The 19,008-nt window shown below is 72.5% G+C and carries 23 protein-coding genes; 12 read left to right on the top strand and 11 right to left on the bottom strand.

The window, feature by feature from the left end; all coding sequences use genetic code 11:
• Nucleotides 1-38: 38 nt before the first annotated feature.
• Complete coding sequence (locus U5911_RS13555) at nt 39-1,442, bottom strand: PAS domain-containing sensor histidine kinase (protein WP_336037568.1); 1,404 nt, start codon at nt 1,440-1,442, stop codon at nt 39-41.
• Nucleotides 1,443-1,557: 115 nt separating this feature from the next.
• Entirely contained in the window at nt 1,558-2,088 is a 531-nt protein-coding gene (locus U5911_RS13550) for a SprT-like domain-containing protein (RefSeq protein WP_336037566.1), read from the bottom strand.
• A 240-nt stretch (nt 2,089-2,328) separates the two neighbouring features.
• On the opposite strand from U5911_RS13550, the gene U5911_RS13545 reads away from it, so the two are divergent.
• Nucleotides 2,329-2,562, top strand: coding sequence for a DUF7385 family protein (locus U5911_RS13545; RefSeq protein WP_336037564.1), 234 nt, complete (start codon nt 2,329-2,331; stop codon nt 2,560-2,562).
• Nucleotides 2,563-2,703: 141 nt separating this feature from the next.
• Here U5911_RS13545 and U5911_RS13540 read toward each other — a convergent pair whose 3' ends face one another.
• Entirely contained in the window at nt 2,704-3,084 is a 381-nt protein-coding gene (locus tag U5911_RS13540; RefSeq protein ID WP_336037563.1) for an Hsp20/alpha crystallin family protein, read from the bottom strand.
• Between the two features lie 153 nt (nt 3,085-3,237).
• On the opposite strand from U5911_RS13540, the gene U5911_RS13535 reads away from it, so the two are divergent.
• The 4 genes from U5911_RS13535 to U5911_RS13520 are packed head-to-tail and all read left to right on the top strand — an operon-like array spanning nt 3,238 to nt 5,786.
• The gene (locus U5911_RS13535; protein WP_336037562.1) at nt 3,238-4,005 is read left to right on the top strand and encodes a GTP cyclohydrolase III; all 768 of its coding nucleotides are present in this window, start codon (nt 3,238-3,240) and stop codon (nt 4,003-4,005) included.
• Nucleotides 4,006-4,043: 38 nt separating this feature from the next.
• Nucleotides 4,044-5,279: a DNA polymerase IV gene (dinB, locus tag U5911_RS13530; protein WP_336037561.1), complete on the top strand. Its 1,236-nt coding sequence runs from the start codon at nt 4,044-4,046 to the stop codon at nt 5,277-5,279.
• A gap of 31 nt (nt 5,280-5,310) precedes the next feature.
• A complete protein-coding gene (locus tag U5911_RS13525) occupies nt 5,311-5,601 on the top strand; it encodes a hypothetical protein (protein ID WP_336037560.1) in 291 nt (96 codons plus the stop codon).
• A 26-nt stretch (nt 5,602-5,627) separates the two neighbouring features.
• On the top strand, nt 5,628-5,786 hold the full coding sequence (locus U5911_RS13520; RefSeq protein ID WP_336037559.1) for a hypothetical protein: 159 nt from the start codon (nt 5,628-5,630) through the stop codon (nt 5,784-5,786).
• A 39-nt stretch (nt 5,787-5,825) separates the two neighbouring features.
• On the opposite strand, the gene tpiA is transcribed toward U5911_RS13520, so the two are convergent.
• From tpiA to hisC, 5 genes are all read right to left on the bottom strand, one after another.
• Nucleotides 5,826-6,473: a triose-phosphate isomerase gene (gene tpiA / locus U5911_RS13515; protein ID WP_336037558.1), complete on the bottom strand. Its 648-nt coding sequence runs from the start codon at nt 6,471-6,473 to the stop codon at nt 5,826-5,828.
• 75 nt (nt 6,474-6,548) lie between these two features.
• Entirely contained in the window at nt 6,549-7,076 is a 528-nt protein-coding gene (locus U5911_RS13510; RefSeq protein WP_336037557.1) for a multiprotein bridging factor aMBF1, read from the bottom strand.
• Nucleotides 7,077-7,140: 64 nt separating this feature from the next.
• Nucleotides 7,141-7,746 carry a CDP-alcohol phosphatidyltransferase family protein gene (locus U5911_RS13505; RefSeq protein ID WP_336037556.1) on the bottom strand — a complete coding sequence of 202 codons (606 nt, stop codon included), beginning with the start codon at nt 7,744-7,746 and terminating at the stop codon, nt 7,141-7,143.
• Between the two features lie 21 nt (nt 7,747-7,767).
• Nucleotides 7,768-8,274, bottom strand: coding sequence for an adenylate kinase family protein (locus tag U5911_RS13500; RefSeq protein WP_336037555.1), 507 nt, complete (start codon nt 8,272-8,274; stop codon nt 7,768-7,770).
• Nucleotides 8,275-8,293: 19 nt separating this feature from the next.
• Nucleotides 8,294-9,382 (bottom strand): histidinol-phosphate transaminase, encoded by a 1,089-nt coding sequence (gene hisC, locus U5911_RS13495; RefSeq protein ID WP_336037554.1) that lies wholly within the window; start codon nt 9,380-9,382, stop codon nt 8,294-8,296.
• A gap of 97 nt (nt 9,383-9,479) precedes the next feature.
• Between hisC and U5911_RS13490 the strand changes: the two genes are divergently transcribed.
• The 7 genes from U5911_RS13490 to U5911_RS13460 all read left to right on the top strand — a co-directional run bounded on the left by U5911_RS13490 (nt 9,480) and on the right by U5911_RS13460 (nt 16,230).
• Nucleotides 9,480-9,905 (top strand): hypothetical protein, encoded by a 426-nt coding sequence (locus U5911_RS13490; RefSeq protein ID WP_336037553.1) that lies wholly within the window; start codon nt 9,480-9,482, stop codon nt 9,903-9,905.
• A 58-nt stretch (nt 9,906-9,963) separates the two neighbouring features.
• Nucleotides 9,964-11,142 (top strand): Rossmann-fold NAD(P)-binding domain-containing protein, encoded by a 1,179-nt coding sequence (locus U5911_RS13485; protein ID WP_336037552.1) that lies wholly within the window; start codon nt 9,964-9,966, stop codon nt 11,140-11,142.
• A 129-nt stretch (nt 11,143-11,271) separates the two neighbouring features.
• Nucleotides 11,272-12,648, top strand: a complete 1,377-nt coding sequence (locus U5911_RS13480; RefSeq protein WP_336037550.1) for a DolP-mannose mannosyltransferase — start codon at nt 11,272-11,274, stop codon at nt 12,646-12,648.
• A 66-nt stretch (nt 12,649-12,714) separates the two neighbouring features.
• Complete coding sequence (locus tag U5911_RS13475; protein WP_336037549.1) at nt 12,715-13,149, top strand: Rieske (2Fe-2S) protein; 435 nt, start codon at nt 12,715-12,717, stop codon at nt 13,147-13,149.
• Between the two features lie 85 nt (nt 13,150-13,234).
• Complete coding sequence (proC, locus tag U5911_RS13470) at nt 13,235-14,011, top strand: pyrroline-5-carboxylate reductase (protein ID WP_336037547.1); 777 nt, start codon at nt 13,235-13,237, stop codon at nt 14,009-14,011.
• Entirely contained in the window at nt 14,004-14,867 is an 864-nt protein-coding gene (gene proB / locus U5911_RS13465; RefSeq protein ID WP_336037545.1) for a glutamate 5-kinase, read from the top strand. The genes proC and proB overlap by 8 nt, the downstream gene beginning before the upstream one ends.
• A complete protein-coding gene (locus tag U5911_RS13460; protein WP_418771540.1) occupies nt 14,851-16,230 on the top strand; it encodes a glutamate-5-semialdehyde dehydrogenase in 1,380 nt (459 codons plus the stop codon). The genes proB and U5911_RS13460 overlap by 17 nt, the downstream gene beginning before the upstream one ends.
• 274 nt (nt 16,231-16,504) lie before the next feature.
• On the opposite strand, the gene U5911_RS13455 is transcribed toward U5911_RS13460, so the two are convergent.
• From U5911_RS13455 to U5911_RS13445, 3 genes are all read right to left on the bottom strand, one after another.
• Nucleotides 16,505-16,741 (bottom strand): hypothetical protein, encoded by a 237-nt coding sequence (locus tag U5911_RS13455; RefSeq protein WP_336037543.1) that lies wholly within the window; start codon nt 16,739-16,741, stop codon nt 16,505-16,507.
• 102 nt (nt 16,742-16,843) lie between these two features.
• Nucleotides 16,844-18,457 (bottom strand): GMC family oxidoreductase, encoded by a 1,614-nt coding sequence (locus U5911_RS13450; protein WP_336037542.1) that lies wholly within the window; start codon nt 18,455-18,457, stop codon nt 16,844-16,846.
• Nucleotides 18,454-18,981, bottom strand: coding sequence for a twin-arginine translocation signal domain-containing protein (locus tag U5911_RS13445; protein WP_336037541.1), 528 nt, complete (start codon nt 18,979-18,981; stop codon nt 18,454-18,456). Before U5911_RS13445 ends, U5911_RS13450 begins: the two co-directional genes overlap by 4 nt.
• Nucleotides 18,982-19,008 lie beyond the last annotated feature (27 nt).

Raw genomic sequence — 19,008 nt, 5'->3', positions numbered from 1 at the left:
TCACCGCGAAGCGACGCGTGCGCGTGGCCGTCCGTCCGTCACTCCCAGGGACGGCGCACGGCGGGGAGTTCGATGGTGACGGTGTTGCCCGTTCCGGGCGTCGACTCGATGGTGAGGTCGCCGCCGGACTGCCGGACGGCGAGGTGGATCGACCAGATGCCGAGCCCGGAGGGGTGGTACGTCGAGCGCACGTCCCCGGGGGCGTCCTCGAGGAAGGAGTACTCCATCTTCGAGATGGGCGGGCCGTCGTCGCTGACCGCGACCCGGACGACGTCGTCGCCGGCCGCGACGGTCACGTCGACCGCTGGCCGAGTGGATTCGGCGTGGTCGACGGCGTTCTGGAGGAGTTCCCGGAGCGCGTACTCGACGGCGGGCGTCGCCGACACCCGGGCCGTCTCCGGGGCGTCCAGCGCGAACTCGGCGTCGGGCCGGCTCTCGCGGGCGTCGGCGACCACGTTCTCGAGGACGGACACGACGTCGAGGGGCTCCGAGGCCGGCGACTCGGTCAGCTGCGTGACGAGGTGGCGGTGGTGGTCGAACGTCGACAGCATCGAGTCGGCGGCGCGCTCGAGCGCGTCGAGGTGCTCGCCGGCGTCCTCGGGGACCTGGTCCCGGAGGAGTTCCGCTCGGCCGCGGACGACGTTCAGCTGGTTCCGGAGCTGGTGCTGGAGGAGGAAGTCGACGGTGCGGAGGTGCCGGTCGCGCGTCCGGCGCTCGGAGACGTCCCGTCCGATGCCGACGAGCCCGCGCACCTGGCCGTCGCTGGTCAGGCGCTGCTTCCGGAACTCGTAGGGGATGGTCTCGCCGTCGCGCGTGCGAACGGTCGCCTCGAGGGTGTCCGTGCCCTCGGCGAACGCGCGGGCGATGGACGCCGAGACGCGTTCGGCGTCGTCGTCGACGAAGAACTCCTCGACGTCCATCCGGCGGACGTCGTCCTCGCTGTAGCCGGAGACCTCGAGGAGCGCGTCGTTCCAGCGCTCGAGGTCGCCGGCCGTGTCGATGACGTAGAAGACGTCGTCGAGGGCGTCGAGCGCCGCTTCGACGAAGTCCCGTTCGCGTTCGAGGGCGGCACGCATCCGCTCGAGGCGCGTGACGTCGACGACGACGGCCTGCCCGATGTCCCGGCCCTCGTACCGGCCGGGCGCGGTCGCCACGCGGATCGTCCGCGAGTCGCCGTCGGCGCGCTCCAGTTCCATCGTGGTGGGGCCCGTCGCGGCCTTCGCTTCGACGACCTCGGTGAGTTCCCGTTCGGCCGTGTACCGGTCGGCGGGCGTGACGAACTCGAAGATGCTCCGCCCGACCAGTTCCTCCCTTGAGTCGAGCCCCAGGAGGTCCACGACGGCGTCGTTGCCCCACAGCACCTCGCCGGACGCGTCGAAGAGGTTGATGGGCGCCGGCGAGGTCCGGATGAGCTGTCGGTAGCGCTGCTCGCTCTCGTTCATCAATTATCGTGAACGTCCCGCGGCGTTCACATAACCGTTCCCCCGGACCGCCACTCGCGCTCGGCGGCAGTCGTCGCGTGAGCGCGCGACGCCCGAGCCCTGCAGGTCCGTCCGTTCACTCGACGCTGCGCGCGGTCAGCCGCCCGCCGCAGTCGCCACAGCGGTAGTCCTGGGGGCGCTTCACGAGCGCCGACTTCCGGTAGCGCGCGAGCTCGCTGCCGCAGTCCTCGCAGACGACGAGGTAGTTCGGGTCGGCGAACGGCTCGCAGTGCAGCGACGTCCCGAGGCGGCCCGCCCACTCGCGGAACCGCTCGCCGTGCGTGGGGTCGTCGTGTTCCTCGAGGAGGTGGACGTGGACGAGCTCGTGGCGGACGACGTCCGCGGTGGCCGTCCAGCCGTGCTCCTGGAAGTACGCCCAGGTGAGCGAGACGGTCTCGGGGCTGGCGTCGCGGTGCTTGACGGCGCCCGCGCGGCGCTTCGCGCGCTTGCTGACCTCCCAGTCGAGGCCGCTGACGTCGACGGACAGGTCGTGGTGGGCGACGACCTCGCGCGCGTACACCTTCGCGACGGCGAGGAACTCCTCGACGGTCGCGTCGCTGCCGACGCGGTAGCGGTCGACGTCCGGTCTGGTCGGCTCGGATGGCATGTGTCGGTGGCGGACGCCCGGGTCCGCGGCCGGGCGACGGCGTTCGCTGGGAGGTCGTCGCGGGGCCACGAGTAGGCGTCGGTCCCGCGCCGGTGCGGCGGCCGGCGGTCGCGTGCCCGTGGCGTCCGAACGGGACGGCCGTCGCGTCCGAACGGCTCGCCATGGAGCCCGAGCCGTTCCCCGTGGAGTCCGAGCGGCTCGCTACTAGTGTTTATGGGGTGGGGGGCGAGTAATGGGGGTATGGACGACGTCGACGTGGAAGAACTGGTGTCGTCGCTGACGCCGCGCCGGGAGAACCAGGCGGTGAAGACCTACCAGAACACGGTGTCGGTCTCGTGTCCGGCCTGCGGGGAGCCGTTCGACGACCTCGTCGTCTGCAAGCAGAACCCGACGAGCCTCGACCTGACGCGCCAGCTCGACCTCTGCGTCGGGGTCGACGGCGACCGCGCGTTCATCTTCACGCACAAGCAGTGACGACCGGCCGGACGGGTCGCCGAACCAGTCTGTCGGTCGGACAGGGCGGCCCACCAGTCGACGGTGTCAGTCGCTTCTGTCGCGGGCGGAACGCGGAAAAATCGGGGGGCGTTCGGTCGGTCGACGCTCCCTGCCGGGCGGTCAGCCCTCGACGGGGATGGTCTTGCCGCGCGTGACGGCGTCCTCGTGGGCGGGCAGCGTCACCTCGAGCACGCCGTTGGTGTACGAGGCCGAAATCTCGTCCTCGTCGATCTCCTTGGGGAACCTGAAGCGGCGGTGGTAGGTCCGCTTCCGGCCGCGGCCCTCGTCGACGTGCTCGGCGGCGACGTTGAGGACGCCGTCGTCCCACGTGACCTCGAACTCCTCGGTCTCGAAGCCGGCCAGGTCGACGGAGAGGACGAACTCGCCGTTTTCCTCGTACAGTTCGTAGTCGCTGCCACCGAAGCCGCCCTCGCCGAACAGGCGGGACGGCAGGTCGAGGCTCTGCATCCACGAGCCGGCTGTGTTCGTGGGCAGTGCCATCGGTCTCACCTCGATTCCAGTCGGTCGTTTGCTCGCGGTTCGTAAAAATCGCGTCGGAAACGACAGATTTAGAATCGATTGTCCCGATCGTCCTACAGATTTGAGACGCAATCCACAACTGATATACTCCTGTGGTGGCGACTGCCGACAACCGTGACGAACACGCAGGTCACTCTCGTCCAACTCGACAACTACGGCCCGTGGACCGTGACGCCGTCGCCGCGCCGCGAAGTCGACCTCCAGACGATGCAGTCCCGCCTCTACGCCGACCTCTCCCAGGCGTTCGGCATGCGGGACGGCTACGTCTTCTTCACGCGCTTCGACAACATGGTCGCCGTGACGAACGGCCTCGACCTCGAGGACCACGCGCGCATCCAGGAGTCCGTCCGGAACCGCTACCCGGTGACCGTCAGCCTCTCCATCGGCAGCGGGCCGTCGCCCGCGGACGCGCTCGTCGACGCCACCGCCGCCCTCCAGGACCGCGGCAGCGCACAGGACGCCGACCGCCGCGAAGCCCTCCTCGGCCAACCCCTCGAGGAGGGCGACCGCACCGACGACGACGTCCAGATCGCGCACTTCGACGTCGTCGACGCCACCGGCACCTACACGGACGAACTCGACGCCTTCTCCTCGTTCGCGCACATCGAAGCCGGCTACGCGGCCCTCATGCAGTACATGCACGAGGCCCACGACTCCCTGTCGTTTTTCGTCGGCGGCGACAACATCATCGCCGTCTGCCCGTCTCTCTCGCCCGCCGACTACGAGGACGCCATCGACCACGTCGCCGAGACCGCTGGCGTCGACGTCCGCGTCGGCGTCGGCACCGGCGTCTCCGCCCACGACGCCGGCATGGGCGCGAAACACGCCCTCGAGGACGCCCGCGACCGGCAGACCGACGTCGAACTCCTCTCGGAGGCCTGACCGGCCGTTTTTTGCGCGCCGAAGCCGAACGCCGAGTGATGGCAGACGACGAACGGCTCCCCGGCGCGCCCGACCGCGCGGAGCGCATCGTCTTGCACGTGGACATGGACTGCTTCTACGCGTCCTGCGAGCGCCGCCGCGAACCCGAACTCCGCGGCGAGCCCGTCGTCGTCGGCATGGGCTACGAGGACGGCGAGACGGTCGGCGCCGTCGCCACCGCGAGCTACGAGGCCCGCGAGTACGGCGTCGAGAGCGCGCAGGCCATCAGCGCCGCGCTCGACCGCCTGCCGCGGAAGGCCGACAACCCCGAGGACCCGGACGCCGGCTACTACCGGCCCGTGGACATGGACTTCTACCAGGACGTCGCGGCGGACGTCAAGGACGTCCTCTACGACCTCGGGGACACCGTCCGCGAGGTGAGCGTCGACGAGGCCTACCTCGACGTCACCGAGCGCACCGCGTGGCCCGTCGCGGAGGGGTTCGCGCGCCACGTCAAACAGCGCGTCCAGCGCGAGGTCGGCGTCCCCGCGAGCGTCGGCGTCGCCCCCGACATGAGCACCGCGAAGCTCGCCAGCGACCACGACAAGCCCGACGGCCTCGTCGTCGTCGAACCCGGCGAGGTCCGCGAGTTCCTCGCGCCCATCGACGTCGCGGACGTCCACGGCGTCGGCCCGGTCCGCGCGCGCGAGCTCCGCGAGATGGGCATCGAGACCGCCGGCGACCTCGCGGCCGCCGACCCCTACGCGCTCGCCGAGCGCTTCGGCGACCGCGGCCGGGAGCTCCACCGCCGCGCGCGCGGCGAGGACAACCGCCCCGTCGAGCCGCGCGGGAAGCCCAAGAGCCTCTCCCGGGAGTCGTCGTTCGACGGCGCGACCGGCGACTTCGAGCGCGTGCGCGAGCAGGTCGCGACCCTCGCCGACGCGGTCGCCGACCGCGCCAGCCGGAAGGACGCGTTCTACCGCACCATCGGGGTGAAGGTCGTGACGCCGCCGTACGACGTCCACACGCGCGCCCACTCCCTGCCAGGGCCCGTCGACGACCCGGAGCTCGTCGACGAGGTCACCCAGGACCTCCTCGGGGAGTTCGCCGGGGAGTCCGTGCGGAAGGTCGGCGTGCGCGTCTCGAACCTCGACTTCTCGGAGCGCGAGCAGGCGAGCCTCGACGGCTTCGCGGGCGAGGCGGACGGCGCGGCCGACTCGCGCGAGCGCCCGCCGCGCGGTGACGACGGCTGGCGCGAGCCCAGCGGCCAGGTGTCACTGACGGACTTCGAGTAGGCGTATTCGGCCGGCGCGCCGAGGCGCTGGCGTGAACAAGCTCCCGGCGGCCGGCGACGACGCGTGGCGGCTCGCGCGGCACGCCCACGTCGTCGTCTACGAGGCCCGCGACGGCGGCGAACTCCTCACCGTCTACGACTGCGGCGCCGCGCAGGCGCCGCCGCGCGCCCAGATCGTCGGCAGCCTCGCGCGCACGACGGCCGACCACGAGGTCCGGCCCGGGCCCACGGGGGACGTCGTGAAGCTCCGCGAGCCGGCTGTCCGCCGCGAGCGGAGCGAGGGCCACTTCGTCGTCGAGCCGCGGGACGCTGCCGAAAATTGATGCCGGTCGCGGCCGAACGCTCGCACATGTCCGGTGACGGGCCCGAACAGCGGAACCCCATGTCCCCCCTGTCCCCTTCCGAGACGCCGCGAGTACCGAGCGATGCGCGCTGGTGGGTCGCTGTCCTCGTCACGCTGCTGTTCCTGTCGTCGACGCTGTACTGGCTCGGGTCGCTGGCGTTCTGACCGACTGACGGGTGGCCCGCACCGGAGTCCGTCGATCAGTCACGCCAGCGGTTCCACGAGGTCCTCCAGGGCCGCCCGCGGATCGTCGGCCTTCGCGACGCCCGACGCGAGCAGCACGCCGCTGGCGCCGAGGTCGCGGGCGGCAGCGAGGTCGTCGCCCGTGCTGATGCCGGCGCCGCAGTAGACGTCGACGTCCGGGTCGACGGCCTCGGCGGCGGCCACCGCGTCCTCGACGACGTCCGGGTCCGCCTGCGAGACCGGCGTCCCGGTCCCGATGAGCTCGGGGGGCTCGACGGCGACCGCGTCCGGGCCGAGCGCCGCCGCGGCGGCGACCTGCTCGGGGTTGTTCGCGCAGACGACCGCGTCGAGGCCGACGCGGTCCGCGGCGTCGAGGCTGCCGTCGATGTCCGCGAGCCTCCGGCGGTGCTCGCTGTGGTTCAACAGCGTCCCGGCCGCGCCGGCGTCAGCGACGGACTCCGCGAGCACGCTCCCCGTGTGGCTGCCGTGGCCGACCGGGCTGACGTGCTGGGCGTACGTGGTCGCGCCCGTCGCCGCCACGCGCGAGAGGTCCGCGGGCTGGGGCGCGACGGCGATGGTCGTGTCTGTCGCGGCCGCGACGTCGCTGGCCGCCTCGGCGACGGCGACCGGGTCGCAGGGGTAGGCCTTGAGGTTGACGAGTACGAACACGTCCACAAGCGCGTAGCCGCGGGCGAAAAGCGTTGTGAGGTCGGCCGAATCTGCGGCGCGGCGGCCGGCGTCGCGTCAGTCCTTCCGCTTGACCTTGTCGCCGAGCGTCAGGCCCGCGCTGTCGCTCTCCGAGGACCACTCGGTGTCGTCGGCGCCGCCGCCGGACTCCGTCAGCGAGATGCCGAGGCGCCGCTCGAGCTTCTCCCGGACGTCGTCGCTGGGGAGGCTGTCCCCGCGCTCGAGCTTCCGGATGACGCTGGCCTTCTCGTTGAGCTCCTTCGCCAGTTCCTCCTGGCTGAGCCCCTCGCCCTCGCGCGCCGACCGGATGCGCTGGTCGTAGTCGCCGGCCAGTTCCTCCATCTCGTCGAACATGTCGCGGCGGCGCCGTCCCCCCGAGGACCCGCCGCCGCTCGCCGACGAACTGGACCCGGAGCTCCCGCTCGACGACGACGTCGAGTACTTCGTGCTGGTGGTGCTGGAGGACTCGGTCTGCACTTCCGTCCCGAAGTCCGCGCAGTCGCCGCAGACCTCGAGTTCCGCCCCCTCGACCTTCACGGTCTTCGGGTTCGGGACCTCCTTGCCACACATCTCGCACTGAACCATACCCGCACCTAACCCGGGCCGACGCATAAATGGCACGCCGCCCCGAGTGGCGTTCGCGCGCCGGTCAGGCGAGCTGCCGCCACGCGGAGACGAACCGCTGGACGGCGGTGAGGTGGCCGACGACCGCGAACAGCACGAGCAGCCACCCGACCACGGAGAGGCCGGCCGCGCCGAGGCCGGGGCGGAGCGCGGCGACGCCACCGGTGACGCCGACGAGCGCGAGGCGGTCCGCGCGCCCGAGCAGGCCGCCGTAGACGCGGTCCAGGCCGACCGCCTGCGCCTGCGTGCCGAGGTACGACGTCAGGAGCACGCCCGTGACGGCCGCCAGCCCCAGGTCGTAGCGGCCGACGCCGGCGGCGAGGCCGGCGACGACGAACACGTCCGCGTACCGGTCGAGGACGTGGTCGAGGAGGTCGCCGGCCATCGAGTCCGTGCCGAGCTCGCGCGCGACGGCGCCGTCGAGGAGGTCGAGCCAGCCGTTCGCGGCGACCAGCAGCGCGCCGACCGCGTACGCCAGCGGCGTCGCCACGTAGAAGGCGCCGGCGGCGCCGACCGCGAGCAGGAACGCGGCGACGCTGATGACGTCCGGCGTCGCGCCGACCGCGACGGCGCCGCGCACCCACGGCCGCAGCAGCCGCGTCGCGAGCGGTCGGAACCTGTCGAGGGTCATACGCGACTCATCGGCCTCCGGTCATAGGTAGTCTGTGAAGTCCACGTCGCCCGCCGAGGGGTCGCGGTCGCCCGCGAGCACGGCCGAGACGGCGTCGGCGACCTCGCCGGGCGTCAGTTCGGTCGTGTCCACCTCGTAGACGTTCGCCTCGCCGTGGACGCGGACGGCCTCGGAGAGGATGACGTCGAGGGCCTCGCTCTCCGCGTTCTCCTCGGCCTTCCGCGCCGGTTCGCCGCGGTCGCGGAGGCGGCGCTCCAGTTCGTCTGGCGCGCACCGCAGCACGACGACCCGGTCCGCTTCGAGCAGGTGCGCGAGGTGGGACTCGACGAGCACGTCCTCGCGGCCGTCCAGCCACTCGCGGACGCCCTCCAGGTCCGCGACCTTGCTGTCCCTGGCCTCGTCGACCGCCGTGTACAGGCCCTCGGACTCGACGACGTCGTTGAGGTGGACGACCTCGAGGTCCGTGTCGAGGCGGTCGGTCGCCGTGGTCTTCCCGGTGCCGGGCGTGCCGGTGACCGCGACTCTCATCGCCGGACTCCCGCCCCCGTCATCGGTCGGCGAGCACCTCGTTCAGGACGTCGACGGCGCGCTCTGTCTCCTCGCGCGTGCCGCACGTGACGCGGACGTGCTCGGGCAGCCCGAAGCTCGTGCAGTCCCGGACGAGGACGCCCGCGCGCTTCGCGGCTTCGGTCACCGCGGTGGCGTCGCCGACGTGCGCGAGCACGAAGTTCGCGTGGCTCTCGTAGGTGCGCGCGTCGAGCTCCTCGGCGAGGTGCCGGCGGCTCCACGTCACGCTGTCGACGGTCTGCTCGACGTGGTCGTCGTCGTCCAGCGCGGCGAGCCCGGCCCGGCACGCGACGGCGCTCGCCGCGAACGGCGTCTGCACGCGAGCGTACGCGTCGCCCCACGCGGGCGGCGTGAGCGCGTACCCGAGGCGGACGCCGGCGAGCCCGTACGCCTTCGAGAACGTCCGCAGGACGGCGACGTCGTCGCGGTCGCCCAGCAGCGAGACGGCGGAGGGCGCGTCGGTGAACTCGCCGTACGCCTCGTCCACGACGACGAGCGCGTCCTCGCCGGTCTCGTCGGCGACGGTCTCGACGGCGTCCAGCGAGAACCGGTCGCCCGTTGGGTTGTGGGGGCTCGTGAGGTAGACGACGCGCTCGCCGTCGTAGGCGTCCAGGACGGTGTCCGCGGTGAGCGCGAACGCCTCGGGAGCCGCTTCGCCCCGCCGGACGTCGTACTCGGCGACGTTCCCGTGGTGGAAGCGCGCGCTCATCCCGTAGTACGTGAACCCCGGCGTCGGCACGAGCACGCGGTCGCCCGGGTCCAGCGTGGCGCGCGCGAGGTAGTCGAGCGCGCCGTCGCCGCCGTTCCCCAGCCAGACCTGCTCGGCGCCGACGTCCCAGCGCTCGGCGAGCGCGTCCGTCAGGTCGGCGTGGACGGCCTTCGGGTAGCGGTGGACCTCCGCCGCGGCGTCCCGGATGGCGGCCTCGGCCTTCGGACTCGGCCCGTGGGGGTTCTCGTTCGAGGAGAGCTTCACGAACTCCGACGGGTCGCGCCCGAGCTCGCGCGCGACCTCCTCGATGCCCCGACCGGCGCGGTACTCCACGTGGTCGGAGAGGTCCCGTAGTTGCATGCCCGAACGAAGTGGGGGGCGGGCCTTAAGCGTGCCTTCACGGCCCCGCTGGCCGGAACCCCAGCGTTTTACGGCGAATCGCCGCCAACGCCCCGGCATGGCTGTCACCGAGACCGTCGTGTACGCGCTGCACCTGCTGTTCGCGGGCCTCTGGACCGGGAGCGTCATGTACGCCGCCGTCGCCTTCCCCGGCGTCGTCGACGGCCTGCCGTCGAAGGCCCGCGAGACGCTCGCGGGGACGCTCCGGAACGTCTCGCGTGCGAGCGCAACCGTCCTCTTCCTCACCGGCGGCTACATGCTGACGCTCGCCGGCTACACGGAGGGCGACGCGCTCACCGGGACCGGCAGCGGCCACCTCGTGCTGGCGATGGTGGTGCTGTGGCTGGCTCTCGCCGCCCTCACGGAGGTCGCCGGCGGCAGACTCGCGGACGGCGAGGACGCCACGAGCCTGCTGTACGGCGCCGCGGTCGTCGCCGCGCTCCTGTTGCTCGACGCGAGCCTGCTCATCGCCGGCGGCGTCTGACGCGCCGGCCGGCGGGCAGCGGAGGTAGAGCTAACTGCCCGTTCCGCGAGGGAGCGGTATGGACCGAGACCGAACCGTGCTCGTCGCCGGCCTGGGCGGCGTCGGCTACGAGGCGCTCCAGGTGCTCGCCGGCGACCCCGGAATCGACGACGTCGTCGCGACGGACGTGCTCGCCGACGTCGGGGAGACGCGGACGAACGCGGCGATCTACCGGGCGCACTACCGCGGACGGAACCCGGACGTGAGGTTCGCCGAACTCGACCTCCTCGACGTCGACGCCACCACCGAACTGCTCGAGGCGGTCGAACCGGACGTCGTGCTGACGGCGGCCACGCTCCTCCGGTACGCGCCCTTCGAGAAGCTCCCGACCGACCGGCGCGACCGCCTCATCGGGTTCTCGCCGAACGGGCCCGGGTACGCCTGCATCGTCCCGGGGCAGATCCCGCTGGCGTACAACGTGATGCAGGCGATCGAGGCGGCGGACGTCCGCGAGCCCCACGTGGTGAACGTCTCGATGCCGGACGTCGTCAATCCGGCGCTCGCGGCGGCCGGACACGCGCCGCTCGTGGGCGCGGGGAACGTCGGCCTCGTCGTGCCGGCCGTCGAGCGCGCCGCGAGCGAGCGGTACGACGTCCCGCCGTCGGGGGTCGACGCGTACGTCGTCGCCAGCCACGCGAGCGTCCACCCGATGCTGTTCTACGGCGACACCGGCGACCGGCCGTTCTCGGCGGTCGTGTCCGTCGACGGGACGGACGTCACCGACGACTTCGACGTCGCCGCGTCGTTCGAGGCCGGGCGCCTGCCGTTCCCGGACGAGCCGTCGGCCCGCGAGATCAGCGTGCTCACCGGGACGCACGCCGCGAAGATCGTCCAGGCCGTGTTGCACGACTCGGGGGCCGTGCTCCACGCGCCCGGGCCGAACGGACTGCCCGGCGGCTATCCGGTCCGGCTCCGCCGGGACGGGGCGTCGGTCGTGCTCCCGGAGGGAGTCGAGCGTGCCGAGGCCGAGGCCCTGAACCGGCGCGGCCTCCGCTACGACGGCGTGGAGCGCGTCGGCGACGACGGCGCGGTCGTCTTCACCGACGAGGCGCGGGACGCGATGGACGACGTCCTCGGCGTGGACGTGAAGCGGTTCACGCCCGCCGAGGCGCTGGCCGTCACCGCCGACGTCATCGAGGGGTACCGGGACGCCGCCAGGGACAGCGGCGTCGAACCCGAACTCGAAGTCTCCTGGTGACGCGCGGTCGGCGGAGCCCTGCCGGGTCTCGAACAGGGACGACCTTCGAAACGGAGGACGGGGCCGACAGTATGCGCTCGCGCCGACCTGGAATATTCACGGTCCTCCGGGGCGAAGTCACACCGAGCGATGCGCCGACGACTCGCGGACCTGCTCGGCGACGCGTCCGTGCTCGGGGACGCCGACGCGTCGGCGTTCGTCGAGCGCGTGGACGCGCGCTGGCGGACGGTGCTCGTCGCCCTCGCGGTGGTGGTCGTCGGGGGTTCGACGGCCGTCCTGTTCGCCCACGACCCGTTCTACGTCTCCGCAGACTCGGCGCTGTTCCAGCACGCGGGCTGGTACGTCGGCCAGGGTGCGGTGCTGTACGTGGACGTCTGGGACCTCAAGCCGCCGCTGATATACGCCGTCACGGCGACGCTCGCGTTCGTCGCGCGAGGCGACGTGGCGGCGCTGCACGTCCTGAGCGTGCTCGTCTCCGTCGCCGCCGTGGTCGGCGGCGTGGCGTACACCGGGCGCACCGTCTACCGCCTGACGGGGGACGGCTTCGCGGCGGTGGTCGCCGGGACGTCGCTGTTCGCGCTCGCGTCGCTGTACGCGTTCCCGTACGCCGGCGTCCGTCCGAAGTACTTCGCGTTCCTCTGCGGCGCGGCCGCCCTCTCGTACGCCGTCGCGGACCGCCACCTCGCGGCCGGCGTCGCCGCGGCGCTGGCCGCCGGGTTCTGGCAGCTCGGCGCGGGCGTCGCCGTCGTCGTGGTCGCCGTGGCGCTCCAGCGCGGCGGCCCGCGGGCCGCCCTCCGGACGACAGCGAGCGGCCTGGCTGTCGCGACAGTCGTCGTGTCGCCGTTCGTCCTCACGGGGACCGCGGTGCCGCTGTTCGTGGAGGTCGTGCTCGCACCGCTGTACGGCGTCGAGCGCTCGACGGTCCCCGCGCGGCTGCTGGCGCTCGTCGTCGAGGTCGGCTACGGCGTCGGGCTCGTGCCGCTCGCGGCGTACGGCTGGTGGCGCGGCGTCCGCGCCGACCGCCAGCGGTACTGGTGGGTCGCCGCCGGCGGCGCCGCGTACTGCCTCCAGGTGCTCCTCGAGTTCCAGGGCGCCATCGAGCTCGTGCTCGTCTTCGTGTTCCTCGCGCTCGGCGTCGGCGTCCTGGTCGCGGAGTCCCCCTCGCCGGACCGCCGGCTCGCGGTCGCCGCCGTCGTCGTGGTCCTCGTCGCGAGCGGGGCGGTCTGGCAGGCGACGCCGGCCGCGCCGGGCAAACCGCAGGCGGCCGCGCTCCACGACGAGTTCGACGTCCCGGACTACGCGGCCCTGCCGCCGGACCCGCCCGGCGTCCCGCCGATGGACCGCATCTACTGGCAGCGACAGACGCCCGACACCTGCCACTACCGGCTCGGCGACAAGCAGAAGCACTTCGAACGCGCGACCGGCGGCAACCTCACGAAGTCCACGTGCGGCCAGTGGCCCTTCGAGCGCGAGCCCCTGCCGTGGCTCGTCGACCGCGTCGTCTGAGCGCGCCCGGACCGGACGGCGCGGTCGGTCGTGAGAACTATGGGGGGCGACCGCACGGGAGTGCGTATGGCCGACCGCTACCGCCTGACGAGCGTGGAGACGGTCCGCGAGGAGGGGTCGTGGGCGTTTACTGTCCGCGACGAGCACGGCGGTGACGAGGAGGTACTCCTCGTGCCCTGCGAGGACGACGCGGACGACGCCGTGACGGCGTGGGTGAACCGCTGCACGCACGAGGCCCAGCGGCTCTACCGCGAGGGCGTCGGCGCCGTCGTGCGGAACGGCGAGGTCGTCTGCCCCAAGCACGGCTCGATGTTCGACGCCTGCTCGGGGTACTGCGACAACGGGGAGGCGGCTGACACGACGCTCGTGGACGTGGACGTGACCGTCGAGGACGGCCAGGTGTACCTCACGGACGACGACGCGACGTTCCTCTACGAGGGCCTGGCGAGCGACGACGACGGGGGCGACGGACCGAGTTCGACGTCCCACCTCCAGTTCTGAGGCGGCGCCCGGCGCCGCGGACCGGCGGCGAATCATTGACGCGAGCGAAGTTTGTTTGTTCGTCAGTCCCGTTCCACTGTACAAGATGGAACACGTCAGCGTCGTCGGCACTGGGAACATGGGCGGAGCCTTCCTGAAGGGGCTCGCGCGGACGGACGACTACCACCTGACCGCGATCGACCCGGACGAGGACGCGCTCGCAGCGGTCGCTGACGCGGCCGACGAGACGACGACCGACAGCGCGGCGGCCCGCGACGCGGACGTCGTCGTGCTCGCCGTGAAGCCGGACGTCGTCGCGCCGGCCCTCGAGGACCTCGACCTCCGCGAGGACCAGACGCTCGTGACGCTCGCCGCGGGCGTGCCGCGCGCGTTCGTCGCGGAGCGCACGGACGCCAGCGTGGTGCGCGTGATGCCGAACGTCGCCGCCGAGACGGGCAACACGGCGGCCGCGGCGACCGAGGCCGGCATCACCGGGGAGGTGCGCGAGCTCCTCGACGCGGTCGGCGAGTTCGTCGTCGTCGACGAGGACCGCATGGACGTCGCGACGTCGGTGAACGGGAGCGGCCCGGCGTTCGCGTTCTACCTCATCGAGGCGATGAAGGACGCCGGCGTCGCGGGCGGCCTCGACCCCGAGGAGGCGGAGACGCTCGCCGCGCAGACGTTCAAGGGCGCCGCGGAGACGGTGCTCCGGGACGACCGCAGCGTCGACGAGCTCATCGACGCGGTGTGTTCGCCGAACGGCACGACCATCGAGGGGATGGACGTGCTCTGGGACAGCGAGGCCGACGAGGCCGTCCAGGACGCGGTCGGCGCGGCGGGCGAGCGCTCGCGGGAGCTCTCCGAGGCGTTCGGGAATGAGTGAGGGCGCACGCCAGCGGGCCGACGGCGCGGCCAGCGTCGACCCCGAGCGGGTCGAGGCCGCGCGCGAAGCGGCCGCCGACGCGGACCGCGTGGTCGTGAAGGCGGGCACGAACTCGCTGACGGACGCGGACTCGCGGCTGGACCCCGAGAAGCTCGACAAGCTCGTCGACGACATCGCGGCCCTCCGCGAGCGCGGGACGGACGTCCTCCTGGTGTCCTCTGGCGCCATCGGCGCCGGCGAGGGCCTGCTGGGCGTCGACGGGGAGACGGTCGAGGAAGACCAGGCGCTGTCGACGGTCGGCCAGAGCCAGCTGATGCGCCGCTACTCGGAGAGCTTCGACCGCCACGACACCACGACCGCGCAGCTGCTGTTGACCGAACACGACCTCGCGAACCCCGAGCGGTTCACGAACGCCCAGAACACCGTGGAGACGCTGCTGGACTGGGGGGTCGTCCCGGTCATCAACGAGAACGACGCGGTCGCCACCGAGGAGGTCCGCATCGGCGACAACGACATGCTGTCGTCGTCGGTCGCCATCGGCCTCGGCGTGGACCTCCTGGTGACGCTGACCGACGTCGGCGGCGTCTACACGGCGAACCCGAAGGAGGACCCGGACGCCGAGCGCATCGAGGCGGTGGGCGCGAACTACGGCGCCGTCGAGGCGGCCGTCGAGGACAGCGCGGCGGCCCGCTTCGGCGGCATCCGGACGAAGGTCCGGCGGGCGCGGGCGGCCGCCGAGCACGGCGTCCCGGCGGTCATCGCCGGGTCGGCCGAGCCCGACGTCCTGGACCGCATCGCGGACGGCGACCCCGTCGGGACGCTGTTCGTCCCGGTGGGAGGTGACAGCGATGAGTGACGGCGACACCACACAGACCGACGAGGACGCACTGGGAACCGAACGGCAGGTCGAGGCCGCCGAGCGCGCGGCGCTCGAACTCGCGAACGTCGACGAGGCGGCCCGCGACGAGGCGCTGCACGCGATCGCGGACGGCATCCGCGAGCGCGGCGACGAGGTCCTCGCGGCGAACGCCGCGGACGTCGAGGCCGCGGAGGCCGCCCTCGAGCGCGGCGAGTACTCGCAGGCGCTCGTCGACCGCCTGGAACTCGACGACGCGAAACTGCACGGCATCGCGGAGATGGTGGAGTCCGTCGCCGGCCAGGCCGACCCCCTTGGGGAGACGCTGGCGGCGCGCGAACTGGACGACGGTCTCGACCTCTACGAGGTCTCCGTCCCCATCGGCGTGGTGGCGACCGTCTTCGAGTCGCGGCCGGACGCGCTCGTCCAGATCGCGGCGCTGTGCCTGAAGTCGGGGAACGCCGCCATCCTGAAGGGCGGCAGCGAGGCCGGCGAGTCGAACCGCGTGCTCCACGAGGTCGTCGTGGAGGCGACGAGGGACGTCGACGGCGTCCCCGAGGGGTGGGCGCAGTTGGTCGAGGCCCACGAGGCCGTCGACCGCGTGCTCGCGCTCGACGACGAGGTCGACCTCGTGATGCCGCGGGGCTCCTCGGAGTTCGTGAGCTACGTCGAGGACAACACCCAGATTCCCGTGCTCGGTCACACGGAGGGCGTCTGCCACGTCTACGTCGACGAGGCCGCCGACCTCGCGATGGCCGAGGACGTGGCCTTCGACGCGAAGGTCCAGTACCCGGCGGTCTGTAACGCCGTGGAGACGCTGCTCGTCCACGAGGCCGTCGCCGACGACTTCCTGCCCGGACTGGTCGACCGCTACGAGGACGCGGGCGTGGAACTGCGCGGCGACGCGGCGACCAGAGCAGTCGTGGACGTCGGCGAGGCCACCGCAGCGGACTGGGAGACGGAGTACGGCGACCTCGAACTCGCCGTCAAGGTCGTCGAGGACGTCTCCGACGCCGTCCGGCACGTGAACGAGCACGGGTCGAAGCACACGGAGTCCATCCTCACCGAGGACGACGACAACGCGGCGGCGTTCATGCAGGGCGTCGACGCCGCGAGCGTGTTCCGCAACGCGTCGACGCGGTTCGCGGACGGCTACCGGTACGGCCTGGGCGCGGAGGTCGGCATCTCGACGGGGAAGATCCACGCGCGCGGTCCGGTCGGCCTGGACGGCCTGACGACGTACAAGTACTACCTCGAGGGCGACGGCCACGTCGTGGCGTCGTACAGCGGCGAGGACGCGAAGCCGTTCACGCACGTGGACTTCGACGGCGAGTGGCGCCCCGGGGACCCGGACAGACCGTAGGGTCGAAGCGGTCGCGGCAGCGGGGACCGGAGCGGTCGAAGTTGGAGGGCCGAAGCGGTCGCGGCAGCGGGGACCGGAGCGGTCGAAGTTGGAGGGCCGAAGCGAGCGGGGAGTTGGAGGGCCGAAGCGAGCGGGGAGTTGGAGGGCCGAAGCGAGCGGGGAGTTGGAGGGCCGAAGCGAGCGGGGAGTTGGAGGGCCGATAGTGGGGAGGGGCGACCGGTGCCGTCGGCGGTTGGGTGGATGACAGACGCGTGCCGCCGGCGCCGGCCGTGGATTACTTCGCGGGGTTCGCGCGGTGGAGCGTGCGCTCGCGCACCCGGGTGCGGTACGCGGTGGTGAGCCGTTGTGCGCCCAGGACGACGGCGACGGTGCCGGCCACCGTGAGCGCCGTGGCCGGTGCGGCGACGGCGACGACTGCTGCGAACAGCAGCGCGACGGTCACCAGTGCGGCCGCGACTGTGGTCGGGAGGTCGTGGGCGTCGGCGGGCGCGAAGTCGGTTGTCGGTCTCATCACGTCTAGTCCCTGGGGCGCCACCCCCTTAATGGTAATCTGAATGATATTTCTGTAAGCGAGTTTGCTGAAATTCGCTTCTGTAGGCACGCCCTAGCACACCTACAGGCGCTCGGCGACGTGGTCGGCGGCCTTCAGCGCGAGCGCCGCGATGGTGAGCGTCGGGTTCATCGCGCCCCCAGTGGGGAACACCGACGACGACGGAATCGTGAGGTTCGCGAGGTCGTGGGTCCGTAACTGGGCGTCCACGACGCTCTCCGCGGGGTCGCTGCCCATGCGCGTCGTCCCCATGTGGTGGAACGCCGGCCCGGTCGACTCGGGGCCGACCGTCCACTCGATGTCGGCGCCGAGCGCGTCCAGGATCTCGTGTTGAATCTCGTTCGCGCGCTCGATGGTCCGGCGCGCGTAGTCGTCCAGCGACCACACCACCTCCGGCACCGGGTTCCCGTGGTCGTCGGTGCGCTCGGGGTGGAGGCGAACCCGGTTCTCCGCCCGGGGCGCCTGCTCGACGAGCGCGCCGACCGCGACGTGCGTGCCGTAGCCCGCGCGGATGCGCTCGAGCATCTCGTCGCCGAAGTCGTCGCCGCCCAGTGCCATCTCCACGGGGGAGGGACCGGCGTAGTTCAGGAACTCGAGTTTGATGGCGCCCCGGGAGTCGTCCGGCCGGTCGTAGAACTGGTGGCTCTCGCTCGTGTTGAACCCCACGTGGTTCTGGCGCGTCCGCCGGTCGAGCGTCCCGCCGGCGCCCGCGAACAGGTGGTCCATGAAGTACCGCCCCACGAGCCCCGAGGAGTTCGCGAGCCCGTCGGGGTACCGCTCGGACTCCGAGAGGAGCAGCAGGCGCGGGTTCTCCACGCCGCCCGCCGCGAGCACGAACTCCCGGGCCTCCTGTCGGTGCTCCTCGCCGTCGGGCGTCGCGTACACCGCCGCGGTCACGCGGTCGCCCGCGTCGCCGTGTTCGAGGCGCTGGACGGGCGCCCGGTGGAGGACGCGGGCGCCACGTTCCTCGGCGCGCGCGACGTGGACCGTCGCGTCGTACTTCGCGCCCGACGGACAGACGGGCTTGCAGGTTCCGTAGCCGACGCACGCGCTCCGGTCGTCCCGGGACTCCGAGAGCCGCGCGTTCGGCACCGAGTGCATCGCCACCCCCACCTCCTCGCAGGCGTCGGCGAACAGCGAGTCCGAGTAGCTCGGCGGGAACGCCGGCAGCGGGTGGGGTTCCTCGCGCGGCGGCGCGAACGGGTTGTCGCTGGCGCCAGCGACGCCGAGTTCCGCCTCCGCGTCCGCGTAGTACGGCCTGAGGTCGTCGTAGTCGACGGGCCAGTCCGCGCCGACGCCGGTCGCGGACTCGAGTTCGAAGTCCTGCTCGTGCAGCCGCATCACCATCCCCTGCCAGTGCAGGGTCGACCCGCCGACGCCCTTGACGCGCGCCGCGTTCAGCGGGTAGAACCGCTCGCCGGTCGACTCGTAGGCGTCGCGCTCGCCGCCCATCCCCCAGACCGAGTCCGGACCGTGGGCGGGCCGGATGTCCCGCTCCATGCGGCGCAGCCGATCGCTCTCGTCGAAGCGCGGCCCCGCCTCGAGCACCACGACGTCGTGGCCCTCGGCGGCCAGCCGGTCCGCGACGAGGCCGCCTGCCGGCCCGGCGCCGACGACGCAGACGTCCGCGCGCTCGCTCGGCGTCCGGTCGACGTCCGCGGCCTCCGGGGCGGTCATGCCTGCGGCCCCCGCTGGTAGGAGGTACTGCCGCCGGGGTGGCCCTGGGGGTTCTCGATGCCGGCGAGCTCGCCGCCGGTCGGCGTCGTGAACAGCGCGTACAGGAGCTCGTTCACGAGGTAGTAGCGGACGCGCTCGCGCGGCTCGCCGTCCGGGTCGGGGTCGGCGGTGTCGACGCTCATCCCGGAGAGCGCCCGTTCTCTCGCAGTCTCGTCGAGGCCGACGAACGCCTCCGCGTCGTACCACTCGTCGACGTGGCCGTCCAGCGCCGCGACGGCGTCCGCGACCCCGTCGGCGTACTCGGGGCGGTCGCGCACGCGACCGAGGCTGTACTCGCGGACGAACGACTCGACGCCGGACACGTCCGAGGGGTAGACGACGCCGGCGACGGCGAGCAGCGTCTCCACCTCGTGGTCGCCGAGCGGGTCGTCGCCGCCGGGCTCGGAGAGCAGGACTGCGCCGCCGCCCGCCGCCGCGCCGGTCGCGGCGAGCGCGGCGAGCACGTCGCGTCGCGTCAGCTCCATTCGCGGCAGTCTTAGGCCGGCCTAATC

The sequence above is a fragment of the Halobacterium yunchengense genome (genome assembly GCF_037031165.1).
GTDB lineage: Archaea > Halobacteriota > Halobacteria > Halobacteriales > Halobacteriaceae > Halobacterium > Halobacterium yunchengense.
This window is presented reverse-complemented; position numbering and strand designations above follow the sequence as displayed.